This is a genomic window from Variovorax sp. AC103 (assembly GCF_979254005.1).
On sequence record NZ_CEEDFC010000021.1, the window covers coordinates 33,139 to 51,010 of the forward strand.

The window sequence follows — 17,872 nt, forward strand, 5'->3', positions numbered from 1 at the left end:
GGTTTCCTTTGTGTGGTTTGGACGCCTGCCGTCCCGGTCGCCTGCGCACTTGCCGTCCCTGCAAGGGCCGCGGCGCCGAGCGTGCCCAGGCACAGCCGGCGGCGTTGTTCGTCCAGCGGATCGTTCATGCGTCTTTGCGCGCAGCGGCGCCCGGCTCGGCCTTGGTGCATTGCGGCAACTCGCCGAACACGTGCGGCTTGACCTGGTGCTGCAGCCATGAGGTCGCGGTGGCCTGCGGCTTGATCACGCTCTTGATGAGCGGCGGCAACTGCTCGCCGAGCAGGATGCCCAGAAGCCCCACGAGGGCGATGACCGGCGGGGCCGGCGAACGCACCTGGAACAGTGCGTAGATCACACCGACCAGCAGGCCGAGCGCGAGCGACAGAACATAGGGCTTCATCTTCGTCACCGCCGGGTTCAGCCTTCGTGCGCGCCGAACATGGTCTTGGCGTAGGTCACGCCCAGGCCGTAGGCGCCGCCGAACTTCTTCGCGATGCCGGTGGTCATCTCGTAGGTGTCGGTGCGGGCCCAGTCGCGTTGCAGCTCGAGCAGGTACTGCAGCGAGGTCATGGGTTGCGCGCCGGCCTGCACCATGCGGTCCATCGCGCGGTTGTGCGCCTCGGCCGACACGTCGCCGCAGGCGTCGGCAATCACGAACACCTCGAAGCCCTGGTCGATGGCCGACAGCGCCGGGCCGACGATGCACACGCCGGTCCACAGGCCCGACAGCACGATGCGCGGCTTGCCGATCTCGTTGATGCGGGCGATGACGGCCGCGTCTTCCCAGGTGTTCATGGAGGTGCGGTCGAGCATCTTCTGGCCCGGGAAGGCATCGGTGATCTCGCTGAACATCGGGCCCGAGAAGCTCTTCTCGGCCACGGTGGTGAGCACGGTCGGCACGCCGAAGCCGGCGGCCGCGTTGGCCACGAGCGCGGCGTTGTTGCGCAGCGTGATGGCTTCGATCGAGTGCGTGGCGAAGGCCATCTGCGACTGGAAGTCGATCATGACCAGCGTGTGGTCCTTGGGGGTGAGGAGCTTGGCGCCGGCGGTGGGGGTGGCTTTGATGGACATGGGTTGACTCCGTGACGAGGTTGAGGTGAGAGCGAGAAAAAAAGCGGGGCGTGGCCCCTTGGAAACGGTTGCTGGCCTCTGGCGTGCATCCTCGTTTCAGCGAGGGTGCCTGTCTTGTCGATTAATGAGGCCGTTTGGACATTTGCCGCCGCTCAGAACGCGGGCAGCTCGTTCGGGCGCAGGTCGAACACCAGCACCTCGGCGCCTTCGCCGCGCGCCAGTTCGATCTGCTGCGCGTTGCGCACCCGTGCGCCGTCGCCTTCGGACATGCGCTGCCCGTTGACCTCGACGCTGCCGCGCGCCACGTGCACGTAGGCGTTGCGCTCGGGGCCGAAGGCCAGCGAGGCGGTCTCGTCGCCGTCGAACAGGCCGGCGTACACGCGGGCGTCCTGGTGCACCGCGAGCGAGCCGTCGGTGCCGTCCGGCGAAATGATCAGGCGCAGGCGGCCGCGCTTGTCCTGAGGCGCGAAGTGCACCTGCTGGTAGCGCGGTGCCACGCCCTTGGCGCCCGGCACGATCCAGATCTGCAGGAAGTGCAGCGGCTCGGTGGCCGACGAGTTGAACTCGCTGTGGCGCACGCCGGTGCCGGCGCTCATCATCTGCACGTCGCCGGGGCGGATGACCGAGCCCGTGCCCATCGAGTCCTTGTGCTCGAGCGCGCCGTCGAGCACGTACGAGAAGATTTCCATGTCGCGGTGCGGGTGGGTGCCGAAACCGCGGCCGGGCGCGACGCGGTCGTCGTTGATCACCAGCAGGTCGGAGAAGCCTTCCTGCTTCGGGTCGTGGTAGTGGCCGAACGAGAAGGTGTGGCGCGACTTGAGCCAGCCGAAGTCTGCGATCCCACGGTCGGCGGCGCTGCGAATGTCCAACATGATTCACTCCTTGGCAGTGTTTGAATTCGATTGAATTCACAATTGGCGTCGGAGGTATTTCCGAGGCATGGGATGAATCTTCGGGCTTCACGCTGGGGCTGTTGGCGAAACCTTTTGCCGTCTATGATCGAATTTTTCGATCATTGATTCGGCCCGGCTTTTTCGAAGGAACCACACGTGCTCAAACTCAGCCTGGAAGCCATCGAGGTGGTCGACGCCATCGACCGCCACGGCTCGTTCGCGGCCGCCGCCGCGCGCCTGAACAAGGTGCCCTCCACCATCTCGTATGCGGTCGGCAAGCTCGAGGAGCAGTTGGGCATGCAGCTGTTCGAGCGCAACGGCCCGCGCGTGACGCTCACCGCCGCCGGCAGCCAAATGCTCAAGGAGGGGCGCTGGCTGCTGAGCGCCGCGAGCGACCTGGAATCGCGCATGCGGCAGATCGCCACCGGCTTCGAGTCGGAGCTGCGGCTGGTGCACGACTCGCTCATTCCCACGCAGGCGCTCATCGACGACGTGCGCGCCTTCGAAGACCTGCGCTGCGGCACGCGGCTGCGCATCGGCTGCGAGGCGCTCACCGGCAGCTGGGAGGCGCTGCGCGAGGGCCGCGCCGACGTGGTCATCGCCGCGGGCGAAGGGCCCGCCGGCGGCGGCTACCAGGCCGTGATGGTGGGCAGCCTCGACTTCGCCTTCTGCGTCGCGCCCACGCATGCGCTGGCCCGGGTGACGCACCCGCTGCAGCGCGGCGACCTGCTGGAGCACAACGCCATCGTGGTGAGCGACAGCGCCCGCACGCTGTCGGACCGCACCGTGGGCCTGCTCGCGGGCCAGCCGCGCATCGCGGTGCCCTCCATGCCCGCGAAGATCGCCTGCCAGGTGGCCGGCCTCGGGCACGGCTTCCTGCCGCGCGCCTGCATCGCGGGCGAGCTGGCGCGCGGCACGCTGGTCGAGCTGCAGACCGAGGAGCCGCGCGCGCCCGAGGCGTTCTGGCTGGGCTGGAAGACCGGCGTCATGGGGCAGGCGCTGAAGTGGTGGGTGAAGCAGTTGAACCGGCAGCTGGTGCCGGCGTTGTTGCCGCGGTCGGTGTGAACGCCGGTTGCTCTTCTTGCGTCGACCCGCCCGCCCTGCTAATCTGGTCGCTATGACCAGATTCAATCAACCGGGAAATCGACCGCCCAAACGGCCAGCGCCTCCGCCGGGATACTGGTTGCTCCAGGATGCCAAGGCACGCTTCAGCGAGTTGGTGCGGCTGGTCCGCAGCGAGGGGCCGCAGCACGTGACCGTTCACGGTCGCGATGAAGTCGTCGTCATCGCCGCCGAAGATTTTCGGCGCCTGCAGGGAGCGCAAACAGGCAAGGCCTTGGTGGACGCGCTGCAAGCCTCGCCGCATCGCGACATCGATCTGGTTCTCGCGCCGTCCGAAACCTCTCCGGTTCGGGACGTGCAGTTGTGAAAGGCTGGCTGCTCGATACCAACATCCTGTCCGAGTTGCGGCGTGCTCGACCGGAGCCGGGGGTCGTGGCCTTCATCAGCGCGCAGCCGCTCGACAGCCTGTTCGTAAGTGCCGTCACCTTTGCAGAAATCCGGTTCGGCATCGAATTGATCGAGGACATGCACAAACGCGCGTCCCTCAAAGACTGGCTGAATCTGCAACTGCGCCCAATGTTCGAGAACCGCGTTCTGCCGGTCAGCGAAGACATCATGTTCAAGTGGCGGCTGCTGGTCGAGGAAGGACGCAAATCCGGCCACACCTTTCCGCAGCCTGATCTCATCATTGCCGCTACAGCCTTGCATCACGGGCTGACCATCGTGTCGCGAGACACCGGTGGATTTGTCAAAACGGGCGCAATGCTCGTCAATCCTTGGCTGGAGCAGTAGATCATTTCTTATTCGCGCCGCGCCGACTTCCTGCGCGCCAGTTCCGCCGCCTGCGCGCCGATCAGCCGGGCCCTCTCGCGCATCTGCGCAACCACGCTCTCGACCCGCGCATCGGGCAGCCGCTCGGTGATGGTGGCGATCGCCAGTCCGGCGACGGTGCGGCCGTCGGCCAGGCAGACCGGCACCGCGACCGCGCGCGAACCCGGCACCACGCCGACCGGCGCGTAGGAATAGCCCTGGGCGCGGGTGCGCACCGCGCGTGCCAGCAGGTCGGCCGGGTCCACATGCAGGGCCGCGAGCCGCCGCGCGTTGCGCCGCACCACGTCCGCCGCCTCTTCGGCGGGCAGCGACGCCAGCAGCACGAGGCCGCTCACGCCCACGCCCAGCGGGCGCCGCGCGCCGATCTCGATCGACAGCACCTTCACCGGAAAGCTGCCGGGCCGCCGGTCGATGCACACCGAGTCGGTGCCGTTGCGGATGGTGAGGAAGGCCGTGTCGCCCAGGCTCTCGCTCAGGTGGCGCAGGTGCGGCTCGGCGATGGCCTGGATGGGGAAGCGGCTCGCGCGCGCCAGGCCAAGCAGCGAGACCTCGCCGCCGACCAGGTAGCGTCGGGTGGACGCGTCCTGCTCCACCGCGCCTTCTTCCACCAGCACGCGCAGCAGCCGGTGCACCGTGGGCCGGTTCAGGCCGGTGTGGCTCACCACGTCGGTCAGGCGCACGCCGCGCTCCTGGCCGGTGGCCAGCACGCGCAGCACCGCGAGCGCGCGGCGCACGCTCTGCGCGCCGGCGGTGGCGGCGGCGTTGTCCTTATCCGCCGCCGCGGCCATCCATCACCGCCTTGGGCGTTTGCTGCATGCCGCGCAGCGTGACGATCTCGCCGAGGGTCGCGTAGTTCGGCCCGCCGATGCGGCACACAGGATCGAGCGCGCGCGTGTCGACCTTGCCCTCGCGCATGAGGCCGTCGCGCAGGTGGAAGGCCGTGACTTCGCCGACGAAGAACTCCGCGCCCGTGTCGCCGAAGGAGATGACGCGCTCCAGCCTGCACTCCATGCTCACCGGCGCGTCCGCCAGGCGCGGCACCCGCACCGTGCTGCAGGGCACGGTGCCCAGGCCGAGCAGCTCGGTCTCGCTCACGTCGGGGGCGTGCTCGGCGCTGCTTTCGTGGATGGCGACCATCTGCGAGGCGGTGCCGATGTTCACGACGAACTCGCCCAGTGCATGGATGTTGGCGCCCGTGTCCTTGCGAAGGCCCGCCTTGCGCCCGATGTTCACGCCCAGCAGCGGCGGCTTGTTCGACACGAAGGTGAAGCAGGAGAACGGGGCGAGATTGACCACCCCGGCCTCCGACACGGTGGTGATCCAGGCGATCGGGCGCGGCACGACGATGCCGCTCATCAGGCGGTAGGTGGCTTCGGGCGAAAGATCGCCGGCATCGAGAAACATGGGTGGGCCTTGTGGGTTGGCTGGGCCTCGATTGTCGGCAGCGCCGCGGCGGCACCGGGCGCCGACTTTTACAAAACGTCCACCATATGGAACAACCCGAGGATATTGCATTGCAGCATCCGGCGCCGGATTCTTAGAGTGGACGGGTCGCCGATCAAACCGCAGCCAACTCGCGGTGCCGGCGCCGAATTCAGGAGACATGACTTGAAGACACTCATCGCCACCGCCGCCGTGGCCGCATGCACCACCCTTGCCGCACTGCCCGCCATGGCGCAGGCCGATTGGCCCGACAAACCCGTGAAGCTGGTGCTGCCCTACCCCCCGGGCGGCAACGTGGACGGCGCCGCGCGCATCATCAGCGAGCAGCTGCAGGCGGTGTTCAAGCAGCCTTTCATCGTGGACAACCGCCCCGGCGCCGGCGGCATGATCGCGGCCGAGTACGCGGCCAAGGCTGCGCCCGACGGCTACACCTTCTTCATGGGCGCGAACGGGCCCATTCTTTTCTCGCCGACCATCTTCAAGCGCAACGCCTACGACTGGAAGAAGGACTTCGCGCCGGTCAGCTCGGTGTCGTTCACGCCGCTGGTGCTGCAGGTGCATCCGTCCACGCCCTACAAGACCGTGGCCGACCTCGTGGCCGAAGGCAAGAAGCCCGGCAACACGCTGACCATGGCCTCGCCCGGCGCAGGCACGCAGAACCACCTGGTGAGCGAATACCTGCAGCGCGAAAGCGGCGCGCACTGGACCACCGTGCACTACAAGGGCAACGCGCCGGCCACCACCGACCTGCTGGGCGGCCAGGTGCAGTTCAACTTCGACCAGATCTCGGTGGCCGGGCCCTTCATCCAGCAAGGCCGCACGCGCGCGCTCGCGGTCACCTCGCCCAAGCGGCTGCCGCAGCTGCCCGACGTGCCGACGCTGCAGGAGGCCGGCTTCAAGGACTTCAGCACCGAGACCTTCACCGGCATCCTCGCGCCGCGCGCCACGCCCAAGGAAATCGTCACGCGCCTGTCCGAGGCGCTGCAGAAGATCCTTGCCGACAAGGCCGTGCAGGCCCGCTTCCAGACGCTGGGCTCCGAGGCCCGCGGCAGCACGCCCGCGCAGTTCACCCAGTTCCTGACCAAGGAAGACGCGCGGTGGATGCCCGTCATCAAGCAAGCCAACATTTCCGCCGAATGAGCACCCCGACCACATCCCTCCTGGTGCGCGCCGCGCCCGCCGCGCGCACCAGCGTCTACATCGACGGCTTCGGCCACAAGAACCCCATTCCGGCGGCCTGCCGCATCGGCCCGCTGCTGGAGAGCGGCAGCATACAGGGCAACGACCCGGCCACGGGCAAGCCTGCAGAGACCATCGAGGCGCAGTGCCGCTTCATGCTCGACAACGTGCGCCGCATCGTGGAAGCGGCGGGCGGCGGCACGCGGGACATCGTGAAGCTCACCGTCTGGATGAAGGACCGCAGCCAGCGCCCCGCGCTCAACGTGCCCTGGCTGGAGATGTTCCCCGACGCCGCCTCGCGGCCCGCGCGCCACGCGATCGTCGCGCCCGAGCTCGACATGGGAAAGCTCGTCGAGTGCAGCTTCACCGCCTGGATCGCCTGACCGGCGCCCCACACGAACGCACACACAACCACCCCGACACCATGCCCGACTACCTCCCCTTCGACCCCCATCCGCGCGCGCCCGCGCCACTGCCGCCGCCGCTGTCGTGCGACAGTCAGTTCCACGTGTTCGGCCCGCGCGAGCAATACCCGGTGCGGCCCAACGCCGCCTATGAAATGCCCAGCGCCACCTGGCAGGTCGCGCAGAAGCTCCATGCCACGCTGGGCATCCAGCGCGGCGTGATCGTGCAGGCCACCACCTACGGCGCCGACCACTCGGTGGTGCTCGACGCGCTGGAAGGCCTGAACGCCGGCGGCGGCCCGCGCCGCTACATGGCGTGCGCCAACGCCGCCGTGCTCACCGAGCGCGACGACGCCTACCTGCACAAGCTGCACGACGCCGGCGTGCGCGGCGCGCGCTTCACCCGCGGCGGCTTGGGCATCAGCCTGAGCGCGGCCGAGCAGGCGCGCGCCTTCGCCCGGGTCAAGGAACTGGGCTGGTACGTGAAGGTGCAGCCCGAACCCCAAGGCATCGCCGAACAGCTCGCGGCCTTCGAGTCGCTCGACGTGCCGGTGCTGCTGGACCACATGGGCCGCGCCGACCCCTCGCGCGGCGACGCCGACGCGAGCCTCGCGCGCATGCTCGCGCTGTTCGAACGCGGCAACTTCTGGGTGATGCTGTCGCTGTCCGAAAAAATCTCGAAGACCGGCGCGCCGTGGGACGACGTGGTGCCGCTGGCGCAGCGGCTGATCGCGGCCGCGCCCGAGCGCTGCGTATGGGGCAGCGACTGGCCGCACCCCATCTCCGTGAAGCAGCCGCCCAACGAGGGCGCGCTGCTCGAGCTGCTCTACCGCTTCGCGCCCGACGCCGCCGTGCGCCAGAAGATTCTTGTCGACAACCCCGCCCGCTTCTTTGGATTCGAGACCGCATGAAACTCATCAGCTACCTGCACGGCGCAGCCTCGCACTGGGGCTGCGTCACCGACAACGGCATCGGCGTCGTCGACCTGGGGCGGCGCCTGCCCGCCTTCGCCTCGCTGTCCGCGCTGCTGGAAGGCGGCGAGGCCGCGCTGGCCCAGGCCCGCCAAGCGGCCGAGGGCGCCGCGTCAGACCATGCGCTGGCCGACGTTCGCTTCGAGTTGCCCATCGCGCGGCCGCGCCGCGTGTTCTGCATCGGCGTGAACTACGCGCACCGCAACGCCGAGTACAAGGACGGCAGCGACCTGCCGAAGTACCCGAGCATCTTCATGCGCGTGGCCGAATCGTTCGTGGGCCATGCAGAGCCGCTGCAGCAGCCGCTCGAATCGACGCAGCTCGACTACGAAGGCGAGATCGCCATCGTCATCGGCCGGCGCGCGCGCCGCGTGAAGGGCGACGAGGCGCTCGCCTGCATCGCCGGCCTCACCTGCATGAACGAAGGCACGATCCGCGACTGGGTGCACCACGCCAAGTTCAACGTGACGCAGGGCAAGAACTTCAATGCGTCGGGCGCCATCGGGCCGTGGATCGTCACGGCCGACGAATTTGCACAGGGCTACGGCAATCTGCGCGTGCGCACGCGCGTCAACGGCGAGCCGCGCCAGGACGACACCACCGCGCACCTGATGTTCGACTTTGCGTACCTCATCGGCTACCTGTCGACCTTCACCACGCTGGAGCCCGGCGACATCATCGCCACGGGCACGCCGACCGGCGCGGGCATCCGCTTCGAACCACCGCGGTTCCTGCAACCGGGCGACGTGGTCGAGGTCGAGGTGGACGGCGTGGGCGTGCTGCGCAACGTGGTGCGCGCTGAAGAGGCCACCGCATGAGTCTCGACGCCAGCACCCTCTCGCAGGCCGCCGAGCGGCTGGAGCAGGCGCAGCGCACGCGCGTGGCATGCCGCCAGTTCTCGCTGGACTACCCGGACATGACCATCGACGACGCCTACGCAATCCAGCATGCCTGGATGCAGCTCAAGCTGCGCAACGGCCGCACGGTGAAGGGCCACAAGATCGGCCTCACGTCCAAGGCGATGCAGCGCGCGGTGAACATCGCCGAACCCGACTACGGCACGCTGCTGGACGACATGTTCCACCGCGACGGCGCGGTGATTCCGACCGAGCGCTTCCTGCAGCTGAAGATCGAGGCCGAGCTGGCCTTCGTGCTGGCCCGGCCGCTGTCGGGACCCGACTGCACGCTGTTCGACGTGCTCGACGCCACGGCCTACGTGACGCCTGCGCTCGAGATCCTCGATGCGCGCATCCAGCGCATCGACCCGGAAACCGGACGCACGCGCAACGTGTTCGACACCATCTCCGACAACGCGGCCAACGCCGCGCTGGTGCTGGGCGGCCGGCCCTTCAAGCCGGCGCTGGTCGATGCGGACATGCGGCGCATCGGCGCCATCGTGAGCCGCAACGGCGAGGTCGAAGAGACTGGCCTGGCCGCCGGCGTGCTCAACCACCCGGGCTACGGCGTGGCGTGGCTCGCCAACCGGCTGCACCGCTTCGGCGTGACGCTGCAGGCCGGGCAGGTCATTCTGGCGGGCTCGTTCATCCGGCCGATCGAGGTCGTCAAGGGCGACACGGTGGTGGCCGACTACGGCAGCTTCGGCACCGTGTCGTGCCATTTCGGGTGAACGCCATGCCGGTGCCACCCAACCATTTCAAGCGTGCGCTCGCCGCCGGCGTGCCGCAGATCGGCCTGTGGTCGACACTGCCCGACCCGTATGTGTCCGAGATCGTCGCGGGCGCCGGTTTCGACTGGGTGCTGCTGGACACCGAGCACACGCCGACCGACGTGCCGCACATGCTGCACCAGCTGCAGGCGGTGGGCGCCGCGGTGCCGGCCGACACGGCGCGGCGCACGTCGGCCGTGGTGCGGCCCGACTGGAACGACACGGTGCTCATCAAGCGCTACCTGGACATCGGCGCGCAGAGCCTGCTGCTGCCCTTCGTGCAGAACGCGGCCGAGGCGCAGGCCGCGGTGCGCGCCACGCGCTACGCCCCGCAAGGCCTGCGCGGCATGGGTGGGTCGATGCGGGCATCGAACTTCGGGCGCATTCGCGACTACGTGAGCAGCGCGCAAGACGAACTCTGCGTGCTGCTGCAGGTGGAAACGCGCGAGGCGCTCGACCATCTCGACGAGATCCTGGCGGTGGACGGCGTGGACGGCGTCTTCATCGGCCCGGCCGACCTCTCGGTGAGCCTGGGGCATCCGGGCGACCCGGGGCACCCCGAGGTCCGCAGCGCCATCGACGACGCCATACGCCGCATCCGCGCCAGGGGCAAGGCGCCCGGCATCCTGATGCTGGACGAAGCGCGGGCACGCGAATGCCTGGACCTGGGCGCGCTCTTCGTGGCGGTGGCGATGGACCTGCAGATACTGGCGCGCGGCGCCGAAGCGGCGGCGGCGCGGTTCCAGGACCGGAACCGGTCCGCGCAGGCCGGCCAGGCCGGCCAGGTCGCCTACTGATCAGCCCGTGTTCAGCCGCCGCCAGCGCGCCGGCGACGTGCCCACGTGCGCCGAGAACACACGCGTCAGGTGGCTCTGGTCCGAAAAGCCGCAGGCGGCGGCGATCTCCGCGATCGGCAGGTCGGCCTGGCCCAGCAGGCGGCGCGCCGCCGCGACGCGCTGCGCCACCAGCCATGCGTGCGGCGTCTGCCCGGTGCTCTGCTTGAAAGCCTTGCTGAAATGGCTGCGCGACAGCGCGCACTCGCGCGCCACCTCGGCCAGCGAAACGTCGCCGGCCAGGTGCGCCAGCAGGAACGCCTTGGCGCGGCGCTCCTGCCACGGCGCGAGGCCGCGCGGCTCGGCAGTCACCGCGCCCGCTGCCCCGCCGTAGGCATGCAGCACGTGGGCCTTCAGCGCCAGCGTGAGGTGGTCGACGAACAAGGTGCTCGCCGCCTCGGGCTGCATCAGCGCCGGCAGCATGGCGCGACCGAGGCTGGCCACCACGGTGTCGACGGTGCCGGCCTCGCAACGCAGCGCGCCGACACGCGGCACGTCCATCTCCTGCGCGAAGGCGTCGATGGTGGCGCGCGGCATGTGGAACAGCATGGAACTGAAGGGGCTGCACACATAGGCCGAGGCGCACTCCGACAGGTCGGTGATGTGAAAGGCGCCCTCCTGCTGCAGGCCGAGCTGCTGCGTGGTGCCGCCCTTGCAGATGCGCCGGCTGCCGCCCGAGGCGATTTCCACGCGCAGCAGAAAGGCGTCTTCGCTCGGCAACGGGGGCAGCACGAACAGATGCGGCTGGTCGTAGTGCATGCGCGCAATGCCGAGCTCCGAGCCCCAGCGCGAGGTGGTGACCAGCGAGGGCACCGCATCGACCCCGTACTGCCTGGCCAGGCGTTGGCCGAAGCGGGTGTCGTGGCAGGTGGTGGGCGGCATGCGGCAGATGTTATGCCCGCACGCCTGCCCTGTGATGACACCGGGGCATCGGCACCCGTTCGCCCATGAAAAAGGCCGCCTTGCGGCGGCCTTGATGGCGTTACGGTTTTTTCGTGAAACACCGAGGAACCGGCTTCGCCGGGCCTCAGGTGTTGCCCCCGGTAGGGGGAAGGAGAAGCGACACGAAGTGCGCGAAGCCTGGGGGCGAGCCTTACTTCTTGTCGCCGCCTGGCACCTTGCCTTCGACGCCCTTGACGTAGAAGTTGACACCCGACAGGAACTTGTCGTCGGCCACGGCGTCCTTGGCGACCACTTCCTTGCCGTCCTGGCCCAGGATCGGGCCCTTCCAGATCACGAAGCTGCCGTCCTTCAGGCCCTTCTTCACTTCCTCGACCTTGGCCTTAGTTTCGGCCGGCACGTCCTCGGCGATCGACACGAGGTCGATGGCGCCTTCCTTCACGCCCCACCACGCCTGGCCGGTGGTCCACTTGCCGTCCAGGGCTTCCTGGGTGGCCTTGATGTAGTACGGCGCCCAGTTGATGGTGGCCGAGGCCAGGTGGGCCTTGGGACCGTAGGCGGTCATGTCCGAATCCCAGCCGAAGGCGCGCTTGCCTTTTTCCTGCGCGGTCTTGAGCACGGCCGGCGAGTCGGTGTTCTGGAACAGCACGTCGGCGCCGCCGTTTATGAGGGCGGTGGCGGCTTCGGTTTCCTTGGGCGGGCTGAACCACTCGTTCACCCACACGACCTTGGTCGTGATCTTCGGGTTGACCGATTGCGCGCCCAGCGTGAAGCTGTTGATGTTGCGCAGCACTTCGGGAATCGGCACCGAGCCGACCACGCCCAGCGTGTTGCTCTTGGTCATGGCACCGGCGATGACGCCGGCCATGTACGCGCCTTCGTACGTGCGGCTGTCGTAGGTGCGCATGTTGTCCGAGGTCTTGTAGCCGGTGGCGTGCTCGAATTTCACGTCCTTGCTGTCGGCCGCAACCTTGAGCATGGGTTCCATGTAGCCGAAGGTGGTGCCGAAGATGAGCTTGTTGCCCTGGCCGACCATGTCGCGGAACACGCGCTCGGCGTCGGCGCCTTCGGGCACGCTTTCGACGAAGGTGGTCTTGATCTTGTCGCCGAATTCCTTCTCGAGCGCCTTGCGGGCGTTGTCGTGCGCGAAGGTCCAGCCGCCGTCGCCGACCGGGCCGATGTAGGCGAACGCGATGTTCAGTGGCGCCGCCGGTGCCGGCGCGGCTGCGGCGGGTGCCGGTGCAGGCGCGGGGGCCGCTGCCGGTGCTGCCGCTTCTTCTTTCTTGCCGCAGCCGATCAGGGCAGCCGAAGCAACCGCCGTGAGGGCAGCCAGCTTGAGCAGGGAGCGCTTGTTCAGATCATTCATTGTCGGAAATCCTCAGAAAAGGACGGGTTGGCGGGAAAACGAAAAACGCGATTATGAGCCGGGGTAGAACGGTTTCCCGATGGAAGCCGGCATGTTGACGCGAATGAAAGTCGGGTTGCGCGAGATCAGCGCCAGCACCACGATGGGCGCGATGTATTGCAGCATGCTGAGAAACTGCGCCGGCACGTCGACACCGCTGCTCTGCAGGTGAAAGCCCAGCATCGACACCCCGCCGAACAGGTAGGCGCCCAGCAGCACGCGCATCGGGCGCCAGGTGGCAAAGGTGGTGAGCGCCAGCGCGATCCAGCCGCGCCCGGCCACCATGCCTTCGACCCACAGCGGGGTGTACACGGTCGACAGGTAGGCGCCCGCCAGCCCGCACAGCGCGCCGCCCGCAATCACCGCCATGAAGCGGATGCGCCGCACGGGGTAGCCCAGCGCGTGCGCCGACTCGGGCGATTCACCGACCGAGCGCAGCACGAGGCCGGCGCGCGTGCGGTACAGGAACCAGATCAGCGCAAAGGTCAGCACCACCGCGAAGTACACCATCGGGTGGTGGCGGAACAGCGCCGGGCCGAGGAGCGGAATGTCGCCCAGCACGGGAATGGCGTACGACACGCTTTCCGGCAGCTTGGCCTGCACGAAGTTGATGCCGGCAAAGGCAGAGAAACCCACGCCGAACAGGCTCAGCGCGAGCCCGGTGGCGTACTGGTTGGTGTTGAGCCAGATCACCAGCACGCCGAAGAAGGCCGCCAGCAAGGCGCCCGCGGCCATGCCGGCCAGGAAGCCGAGCCAGGGGTTGTGCGTGGTGACCACTGTGGCGAAGCCGGCGATGGCGGCGCACAGCATCAGGCCCTCGGCGCCGAGGTTGACGATGCCGGCCTTTTCGTTGATGAGCAGGCCCAGCGCCGCGATGGCGAGCACGGTGCCTGCGCTCAGCGTGGAACCCAGCAGAAGTGCGTAGCTGTCCATGTCAATGGCTCCCTTCGGTGGCGCCTGCGATCGGCGCCGTCAGCGGTGTGCTGGCCTGCAGCGAGCTTGTCGTCAGCGTGGCGGCCTTGGCCGAGGCCTTGCGCCGGATGCGGTAGGCAATGAAGGTGTCGCAGGCCAGCAGCGTGAACAGCAGCAGGCCCTGGAACACGCCGGTGAGCGACTTGGGCAGGCCCAGGCGCGACTGCGCGAGTTCGCCGCCGATGTAGAACATGCTCATCAGGATGGCCGAGAAGATCATGCCCACCGGGTGCAGCCGCCCCACGAACGCCACGATGATGGCCGCGAAGCCGTAGCCCGCGGGCACGTACGGCGTGAGCTGGCCCAGCGGGCCGGCCACTTCGAGCGCACCGGCCAGGCCGGCCGCGCCGCCCGAGGTCAGCAGTGCGATCCAGACCGCGCGCCGCGCCGAGAAACCCGCATAGCGCGAGGCCGCCGGCGCAAGGCCGCCAACCTGCTGCGCGAAGCCCGCCCGCGTGCGGAACAGGAACACCCACAGCGCGCCCGCGCCGACCAGCGCGATCACCAGCCCGATGGTCACGCGCGAGCCCTTGAAGAGCCGCGGAATCTGCGTGACCGCCTCGAAGGTCTTGGACTGCGGAAAGTTGTAGCCGTTCGGGTCTTTCCACGGCCCGAAGACCATGTAGCCCAGCAGCAGCGTGGCCACGTAGACCAGCATCAGGCTCACCAGGATTTCGTTGGCGTTGCACTTGTCGCGCAGGAACGCCACGATGCCCGCCCACACCATGCCGCCCAGCGTGCCGGCCAGCAGGATGACCACCACGATCCACTGCCCCGTGGTCTTGTCGGCCAGCAACGCCACGCCGCCCGCCGCGATGGCGCCGAACACAAACTGCCCTTCGGCGCCGATGTTCCACACGTTCGAGCGGAAGCACACGGCCAGCCCCAGCGCGATGATGAGCAGCGGCGTGGCCTTGACCATCAGCTCGCCGATGGCATAGCCGTTCTTGATGGGCTCGTAGAAGAACACCAGCAGGCCCTTCACCGGGTCCTTGCCGAGCGCGGCGAACAGCGCCACGCCGATGAGCACGGTGATCAGCAGCGCCAGGATCGGCGAGGCATAGCTCCAGAAGCGCGAGAGCTCCGGGCGGGGTTCGAGCTTAAACATGGGCAGCTTCCTTGGCGGCGGTGGTGTCCCACAGGCCGCTCATCCATTCGCCGATCTGCGGCAATGTGGCCGCGGCGCGGTCGATGGACGGCGACAGCCGGCCCTTGGCGATCACGTGCAGGCGGTCGCAGATGTTGAACAGCTCGTCGAGCTCTTCGCTGATGACCAGCACGGCGCAGCCGGCGTCGCGCAACGCCAGGATCTCGGCATGGATGAGCGCCGCGGCGCCCACGTCCACGCCCCAGGTCGGCTGCGAGACGATGAAGAGCTTGGGGTTGGCGTCGATCTCGCGGCCGACGATGAATTTCTGCAGGTTGCCGCCCGAGAGCGAACGCGCCGCGGCGCGGGGTCCGCCCGCCTTCACCTTGAAGCGCTCGATGATGCCCCGGGCCTGGCGCTCCAGCGCGCCGGTGCGGATCCACCCGCCCCGGCCCACCGCGTCGCTGCGCGTGAGCAGCAGGTTGTGCGCGAGCCCCAGCGTGGGCACGGCCCCCCGGCCCAGCCGCTCCTCGGGCACGAAGTGCAGGCCCAGCGCGCGACGCGAGCGCGGGCGCAGCCGGCCGGCCGGCTTGTCGAACACCTGGACCATCGACGCCTCGGCGCGCACGTCCTCGCCCGACAGCGTGTACAGCAGCTCCCGCTGGCCGTTGCCCGAGACACCGGCAATGCCGACGATTTCGCCCGCGCGCACGTCGAACGAAATGCCGTCGAGGTCCACGCCGAACTGGTCTTCGCGCGCCAGCGTGAGTGCCTTCACGCGCAGGGCCACCGCACCCGCGTGCACCGGCCGGTGCTGCAGCGGCGGCGGCTCGCTGCCGATCATCAGCCGCGACAGCGACTGGGTGCTTTCGTTCTGCGGGTTGCACACGCCTGTGACCTTGCCGCCGCGCAGCACGGTGCAGGCGCTGCACAGCTCCTGGATCTCGTGCAGCTTGTGGCTGATGTAGAGGATGCTGCAGCCCTCGGACGACAGCTTCTTCAGCACGTTGAACAGCTTGACGACGGCCTGCGGCGTCAGCACCGAGGTCGGTTCGTCCAGGATCAGCAGCTTGGGGTTGGTGAGCAGGGCGCGAATGATCTCCACGCGCTGCATCTCGCCCACCGACAGCGTGTGCACCGGGCGCGCCGGGTCGATGTCCAGGCCGTACTCGCTGGCCTTGGCGGTGATGCTGCGCGCCACCTCGGCCAGCTGCAGCGACTTGTCCAGGCCCAGCCACACGTTCTCGGCCACGGTGAGCGTGTCGAACAGGCTGAAGTGCTGGAACACCATGCTGATGCCCAGCGCCCTCGCCTGCTGCGGGTTGCGCAGGTTGACGGCCTGCCCGTCGAAGGTGACGGTGCCTTCGTCGGGCTTGACCGACCCGTAGATGATCTTCATCAGGGTCGACTTGCCGGCCCCGTTCTCGCCGAGCACGGCGTGGATTTCGCCGGGCTGCACGGCCAGGGAGATGTCGCTGTTGGCCACCACCGCGGGATACCGCTTGGTGATGTGCGCGAGCTGGAGTCTGGGGGTTGTCATGCCGGTTCTTCGTGGGTTGTCTCGTTCAACATCGACAAGGCGGTGTACAGCTATAAGTTTAATAGCGTGACCGTCGCCCGCTCACCCCGGCTTTCCCGGTTTTCCCCGGCCGTGGCCCCAGGGGCGGCCACGGTGACGAGCGCCTCAGTGGGCGCCGACGTAGGCGAACTTGAACAGGAACACCGCCGCGATGATCCACACCGACACATGCACTTCCCGTGCCCGTCCGGTGAACAGCTTGAGCACCGCGTACGAGATGAAGCCGAAGGCCAGCCCCGTGGCAATCGAGTAGGTGAACGGCATGGCCAGCGCGGTGAGCGCGGCCGGGATCACCTCGGTGGTGTCGTCCCAGTCGAGTTCGACCAGGTCGCGCAGCATCAGGCAGCCCACGAAGAACAGCGCCGGTGCCGTGGCGTACGCCGGCACCGAGCCCGCCAGCGGCGAGATCATCAGGCAGGCCAGGAACAGCAGCGCCACCACCACCGCCGTGAGGCCGGTGCGCCCGCCCGCCTGCACGCCGGCCGCGCTCTCCACATAGGCCGTGGTGCTCGAGGTGCCGAGCAGCGAGCCCGCGAAGATCGCGCCGCTGTCGGCCAGCAGCGCCTTGTTCATGCGCTCCATCTTGCCGGGCACCAGCAGGCCCGCGCGCTTGGCCACGCCCATCAGCGTGCCGGTGGCGTCGAACATCTCGACCAGGAAGAACACCAGCACCACGTTCAGGATGCCGCCCTTGAGCGCGCCCATCACGTCCAGCTGCATGAAGGTGGGCGCCACCGACGGCGGCGCCGCGAACACGCCATGGAACTTGTTGTCGGCCACGAAGAACGACAGCACCGTCACCGCCAGGATGCCGATGAGGATGGCGCCGCGCACCTTGAGCCGGTCGAGGACGACGATGACGAAGAAGCCCAGCGTGGCCAGGATGACCGGCGGCGTGTGCAGGTCGCCCAGCGTGACGAAGGTGGCCGGCGAGGCCGCCACCACGCCCGCGCTCTTGAGCGCCACCAGCGCCAGGAACATGCCGATGCCCACGGTGATCGCCGTTCGCAGCGAATGCGGTATGCCGTCGATGATCAGCTTGCGCAGCCCCGTGACCGTGACCACCAGGAACAGGCAGCCCGAGATGAACACCGCGCCTAGCGCCACCTGCCACGTGTAGCCCATGCCCAGCACCACCACGTAGGAGAAGTAGGCGTTCAGCCCCATGCCCGGCGCCATGGCGATCGGGTAGTTGGCGTACAGCCCCATGATCAGCGTGCCCAGCGCCGCGATGATGCAGGTGGCCACGAACACTGCGCCCTTGGGCATGCCCGCGTCGCCGAGGATGCTCGGGTTCACGAAGATGATGTAGGCCATCGTGAGGAAGGTGGTCAGGCCCGCCACCAGCTCGATGCGCACGGTGGTGTTGTGCTCGCTGAGCTTGAACACACGCTCCAGCAGGCCCGAGCCGCTTGCGCCGCCCACAGCCGCACGCGGACGTGCGGACTCGACATGCCCCGGGATGCGGGGCTCGGCGCCTTTGGGCGCCTGTTCCAACGTACTCATTTCGCTTGTCTCCAGCTGTTGTAGTGGCGGTTGCTTCATCGTTGCCCCCGCTCACGACGCCGGCGCAAGC

At 68.4% G+C, this 17,872-nt stretch carries 20 protein-coding genes; 9 read left to right on the forward strand and 11 right to left on the reverse strand.

All coding sequences use genetic code 11. The features are described from left to right. Positions 1-124 precede the first annotated feature (124 nt). The 3 genes from AC0IYU_RS25830 to AC0IYU_RS25840 all read right to left on the reverse strand — a co-directional run bounded on the left by AC0IYU_RS25830 (position 125) and on the right by AC0IYU_RS25840 (position 1,943). The gene (locus AC0IYU_RS25830; RefSeq protein ID WP_472122824.1) at positions 125-400 is read right to left on the reverse strand and encodes a DUF1427 family protein; all 276 of its coding nucleotides are present in this window, start codon (positions 398-400) and stop codon (positions 125-127) included. A 17-nt stretch (positions 401-417) separates the two neighbouring features. Beyond that, positions 418-1,071 (reverse strand): hydrolase, encoded by a 654-nt coding sequence (locus AC0IYU_RS25835; protein WP_435485511.1) that lies wholly within the window; start codon positions 1,069-1,071, stop codon positions 418-420. A 152-nt stretch (positions 1,072-1,223) separates the two neighbouring features. After that, complete coding sequence (locus AC0IYU_RS25840) at positions 1,224-1,943, reverse strand: pirin family protein (RefSeq protein WP_472122827.1); 720 nt, start codon at positions 1,941-1,943, stop codon at positions 1,224-1,226. 177 nt (positions 1,944-2,120) lie between these two features. Here AC0IYU_RS25840 and AC0IYU_RS25845 point away from each other — a divergent pair, with 177 nt between their 5' ends. The 3 genes from AC0IYU_RS25845 to AC0IYU_RS25855 are packed head-to-tail and all read left to right on the forward strand — an operon-like array spanning position 2,121 to position 3,818. Further along, entirely contained in the window at positions 2,121-3,029 is a 909-nt protein-coding gene (locus AC0IYU_RS25845; RefSeq protein ID WP_472122830.1) for a LysR family transcriptional regulator, read from the forward strand. A 52-nt stretch (positions 3,030-3,081) separates the two neighbouring features. Beyond that, positions 3,082-3,393, forward strand: coding sequence for a type II toxin-antitoxin system Phd/YefM family antitoxin (locus AC0IYU_RS25850; protein ID WP_472122833.1), 312 nt, complete (start codon positions 3,082-3,084; stop codon positions 3,391-3,393). Beyond that, positions 3,390-3,818, forward strand: coding sequence for a PIN domain-containing protein (locus tag AC0IYU_RS25855; RefSeq protein WP_472122836.1), 429 nt, complete (start codon positions 3,390-3,392; stop codon positions 3,816-3,818). Before AC0IYU_RS25850 ends, AC0IYU_RS25855 begins: the two co-directional genes overlap by 4 nt. 8 nt (positions 3,819-3,826) lie before the next feature. Here AC0IYU_RS25855 and AC0IYU_RS25860 read toward each other — a convergent pair whose 3' ends face one another. Both AC0IYU_RS25860 and AC0IYU_RS25865 read right to left on the reverse strand, forming a co-directional pair. Beyond that, positions 3,827-4,645: an IclR family transcriptional regulator gene (locus AC0IYU_RS25860; protein WP_472122839.1), complete on the reverse strand. Its 819-nt coding sequence runs from the start codon at positions 4,643-4,645 to the stop codon at positions 3,827-3,829. Continuing rightward, entirely contained in the window at positions 4,626-5,261 is a 636-nt protein-coding gene (locus tag AC0IYU_RS25865; protein WP_472122842.1) for a flavin reductase family protein, read from the reverse strand. The genes AC0IYU_RS25860 and AC0IYU_RS25865 overlap by 20 nt, the downstream gene beginning before the upstream one ends. Positions 5,262-5,528: 267 nt before the next feature. Between AC0IYU_RS25865 and AC0IYU_RS25870 the strand changes: the two genes are divergently transcribed. From AC0IYU_RS25870 to AC0IYU_RS25895, 6 genes are read left to right on the forward strand one after another with little or no spacing between them, the layout of a single operon-like run. Then, complete coding sequence (locus AC0IYU_RS25870; RefSeq protein ID WP_435439726.1) at positions 5,529-6,440, forward strand: Bug family tripartite tricarboxylate transporter substrate binding protein; 912 nt, start codon at positions 5,529-5,531, stop codon at positions 6,438-6,440. Next, positions 6,437-6,862, forward strand: coding sequence for a RidA family protein (locus AC0IYU_RS25875; protein ID WP_472122845.1), 426 nt, complete (start codon positions 6,437-6,439; stop codon positions 6,860-6,862). Before AC0IYU_RS25870 ends, AC0IYU_RS25875 begins: the two co-directional genes overlap by 4 nt. A 41-nt stretch (positions 6,863-6,903) precedes the next feature. Then, positions 6,904-7,794 (forward strand): amidohydrolase family protein, encoded by an 891-nt coding sequence (locus AC0IYU_RS25880; protein WP_472122848.1) that lies wholly within the window; start codon positions 6,904-6,906, stop codon positions 7,792-7,794. After that, entirely contained in the window at positions 7,791-8,672 is an 882-nt protein-coding gene (locus AC0IYU_RS25885) for a fumarylacetoacetate hydrolase family protein (protein WP_472122851.1), read from the forward strand. The genes AC0IYU_RS25880 and AC0IYU_RS25885 overlap by 4 nt, the downstream gene beginning before the upstream one ends. After that, a complete protein-coding gene (gene hpaH, locus AC0IYU_RS25890; RefSeq protein ID WP_472122855.1) occupies positions 8,669-9,481 on the forward strand; it encodes a 2-oxo-hept-4-ene-1,7-dioate hydratase in 813 nt (270 codons plus the stop codon). Before AC0IYU_RS25885 ends, hpaH begins: the two co-directional genes overlap by 4 nt. A 5-nt stretch (positions 9,482-9,486) precedes the next feature. Then, a complete protein-coding gene (locus tag AC0IYU_RS25895) occupies positions 9,487-10,317 on the forward strand; it encodes an aldolase/citrate lyase family protein (RefSeq protein WP_472122857.1) in 831 nt (276 codons plus the stop codon). On the opposite strand, the gene AC0IYU_RS25900 is transcribed toward AC0IYU_RS25895, so the two are convergent. From AC0IYU_RS25900 to AC0IYU_RS25925, 6 genes are all read right to left on the reverse strand, one after another. Then, positions 10,318-11,235, reverse strand: coding sequence for an AraC family transcriptional regulator (locus AC0IYU_RS25900; RefSeq protein ID WP_472122860.1), 918 nt, complete (start codon positions 11,233-11,235; stop codon positions 10,318-10,320). 211 nt (positions 11,236-11,446) lie between these two features. Next, entirely contained in the window at positions 11,447-12,619 is a 1,173-nt protein-coding gene (locus AC0IYU_RS25905) for a BMP family ABC transporter substrate-binding protein (RefSeq protein WP_472122863.1), read from the reverse strand. 51 nt (positions 12,620-12,670) lie between these two features. Beyond that, positions 12,671-13,591, reverse strand: a complete 921-nt coding sequence (locus AC0IYU_RS25910) for an ABC transporter permease (protein WP_435485500.1) — start codon at positions 13,589-13,591, stop codon at positions 12,671-12,673. A gap of 1 nt (position 13,592) precedes the next feature. Next, positions 13,593-14,738, reverse strand: a complete 1,146-nt coding sequence (locus AC0IYU_RS25915; RefSeq protein ID WP_435485499.1) for an ABC transporter permease — start codon at positions 14,736-14,738, stop codon at positions 13,593-13,595. Beyond that, positions 14,731-16,257 carry an ABC transporter ATP-binding protein gene (locus AC0IYU_RS25920; protein ID WP_435439517.1) on the reverse strand — a complete coding sequence of 509 codons (1,527 nt, stop codon included), beginning with the start codon at positions 16,255-16,257 and terminating at the stop codon, positions 14,731-14,733. The genes AC0IYU_RS25915 and AC0IYU_RS25920 overlap by 8 nt, the downstream gene beginning before the upstream one ends. Positions 16,258-16,401: 144 nt before the next feature. Next, on the reverse strand, positions 16,402-17,802 hold the full coding sequence (locus AC0IYU_RS25925) for an NCS2 family permease (RefSeq protein WP_435485498.1): 1,401 nt from the start codon (positions 17,800-17,802) through the stop codon (positions 16,402-16,404). Between the last annotated feature and the right edge of the window lie 70 nt (positions 17,803-17,872).

Bases quoted from the DNA above. Each gene is read 5' to 3' on its own strand.
- AC0IYU_RS25905 (WP_472122863.1), bottom strand. From the start codon at position 12,619: ATGAATGATCTGAACAAGCGCTCCCTGCTCAAGCTGGCTGCCCTCACG.
- AC0IYU_RS25875 (WP_472122845.1), top strand. From the start codon at position 6,437: ATGAGCACCCCGACCACATCCCTCCTGGTGCGCGCCGCGCCCGCCGCG.
- AC0IYU_RS25895 (WP_472122857.1), top strand. From the start codon at position 9,487: ATGCCGGTGCCACCCAACCATTTCAAGCGTGCGCTCGCCGCCGGCGTG.
- AC0IYU_RS25865 (WP_472122842.1), bottom strand. From the start codon at position 5,261: ATGTTTCTCGATGCCGGCGATCTTTCGCCCGAAGCCACCTACCGCCTG.
- AC0IYU_RS25840 (WP_472122827.1), bottom strand. From the start codon at position 1,943: ATGTTGGACATTCGCAGCGCCGCCGACCGTGGGATCGCAGACTTCGGC.
- AC0IYU_RS25885 (WP_472122851.1), top strand. From the start codon at position 7,791: ATGAAACTCATCAGCTACCTGCACGGCGCAGCCTCGCACTGGGGCTGC.
- AC0IYU_RS25900 (WP_472122860.1), bottom strand. From the start codon at position 11,235: ATGCCGCCCACCACCTGCCACGACACCCGCTTCGGCCAACGCCTGGCC.
- AC0IYU_RS25910 (WP_435485500.1), bottom strand. From the start codon at position 13,591: ATGGACAGCTACGCACTTCTGCTGGGTTCCACGCTGAGCGCAGGCACC.
- AC0IYU_RS25920 (WP_435439517.1), bottom strand. From the start codon at position 16,257: ATGACAACCCCCAGACTCCAGCTCGCGCACATCACCAAGCGGTATCCC.
- AC0IYU_RS25880 (WP_472122848.1), top strand. From the start codon at position 6,904: ATGCCCGACTACCTCCCCTTCGACCCCCATCCGCGCGCGCCCGCGCCA.
- AC0IYU_RS25830 (WP_472122824.1), bottom strand. From the start codon at position 400: ATGAAGCCCTATGTTCTGTCGCTCGCGCTCGGCCTGCTGGTCGGTGTG.
- AC0IYU_RS25850 (WP_472122833.1), top strand. From the start codon at position 3,082: ATGACCAGATTCAATCAACCGGGAAATCGACCGCCCAAACGGCCAGCG.
- AC0IYU_RS25915 (WP_435485499.1), bottom strand. From the start codon at position 14,738: ATGTTTAAGCTCGAACCCCGCCCGGAGCTCTCGCGCTTCTGGAGCTAT.
- AC0IYU_RS25835 (WP_435485511.1), bottom strand. From the start codon at position 1,071: ATGTCCATCAAAGCCACCCCCACCGCCGGCGCCAAGCTCCTCACCCCC.
- hpaH (WP_472122855.1), top strand. From the start codon at position 8,669: ATGAGTCTCGACGCCAGCACCCTCTCGCAGGCCGCCGAGCGGCTGGAG.
- AC0IYU_RS25925 (WP_435485498.1), bottom strand. From the start codon at position 17,802: ATGAGTACGTTGGAACAGGCGCCCAAAGGCGCCGAGCCCCGCATCCCG.
- AC0IYU_RS25870 (WP_435439726.1), top strand. From the start codon at position 5,529: ATGGCGCAGGCCGATTGGCCCGACAAACCCGTGAAGCTGGTGCTGCCC.
- AC0IYU_RS25860 (WP_472122839.1), bottom strand. From the start codon at position 4,645: ATGGCCGCGGCGGCGGATAAGGACAACGCCGCCGCCACCGCCGGCGCG.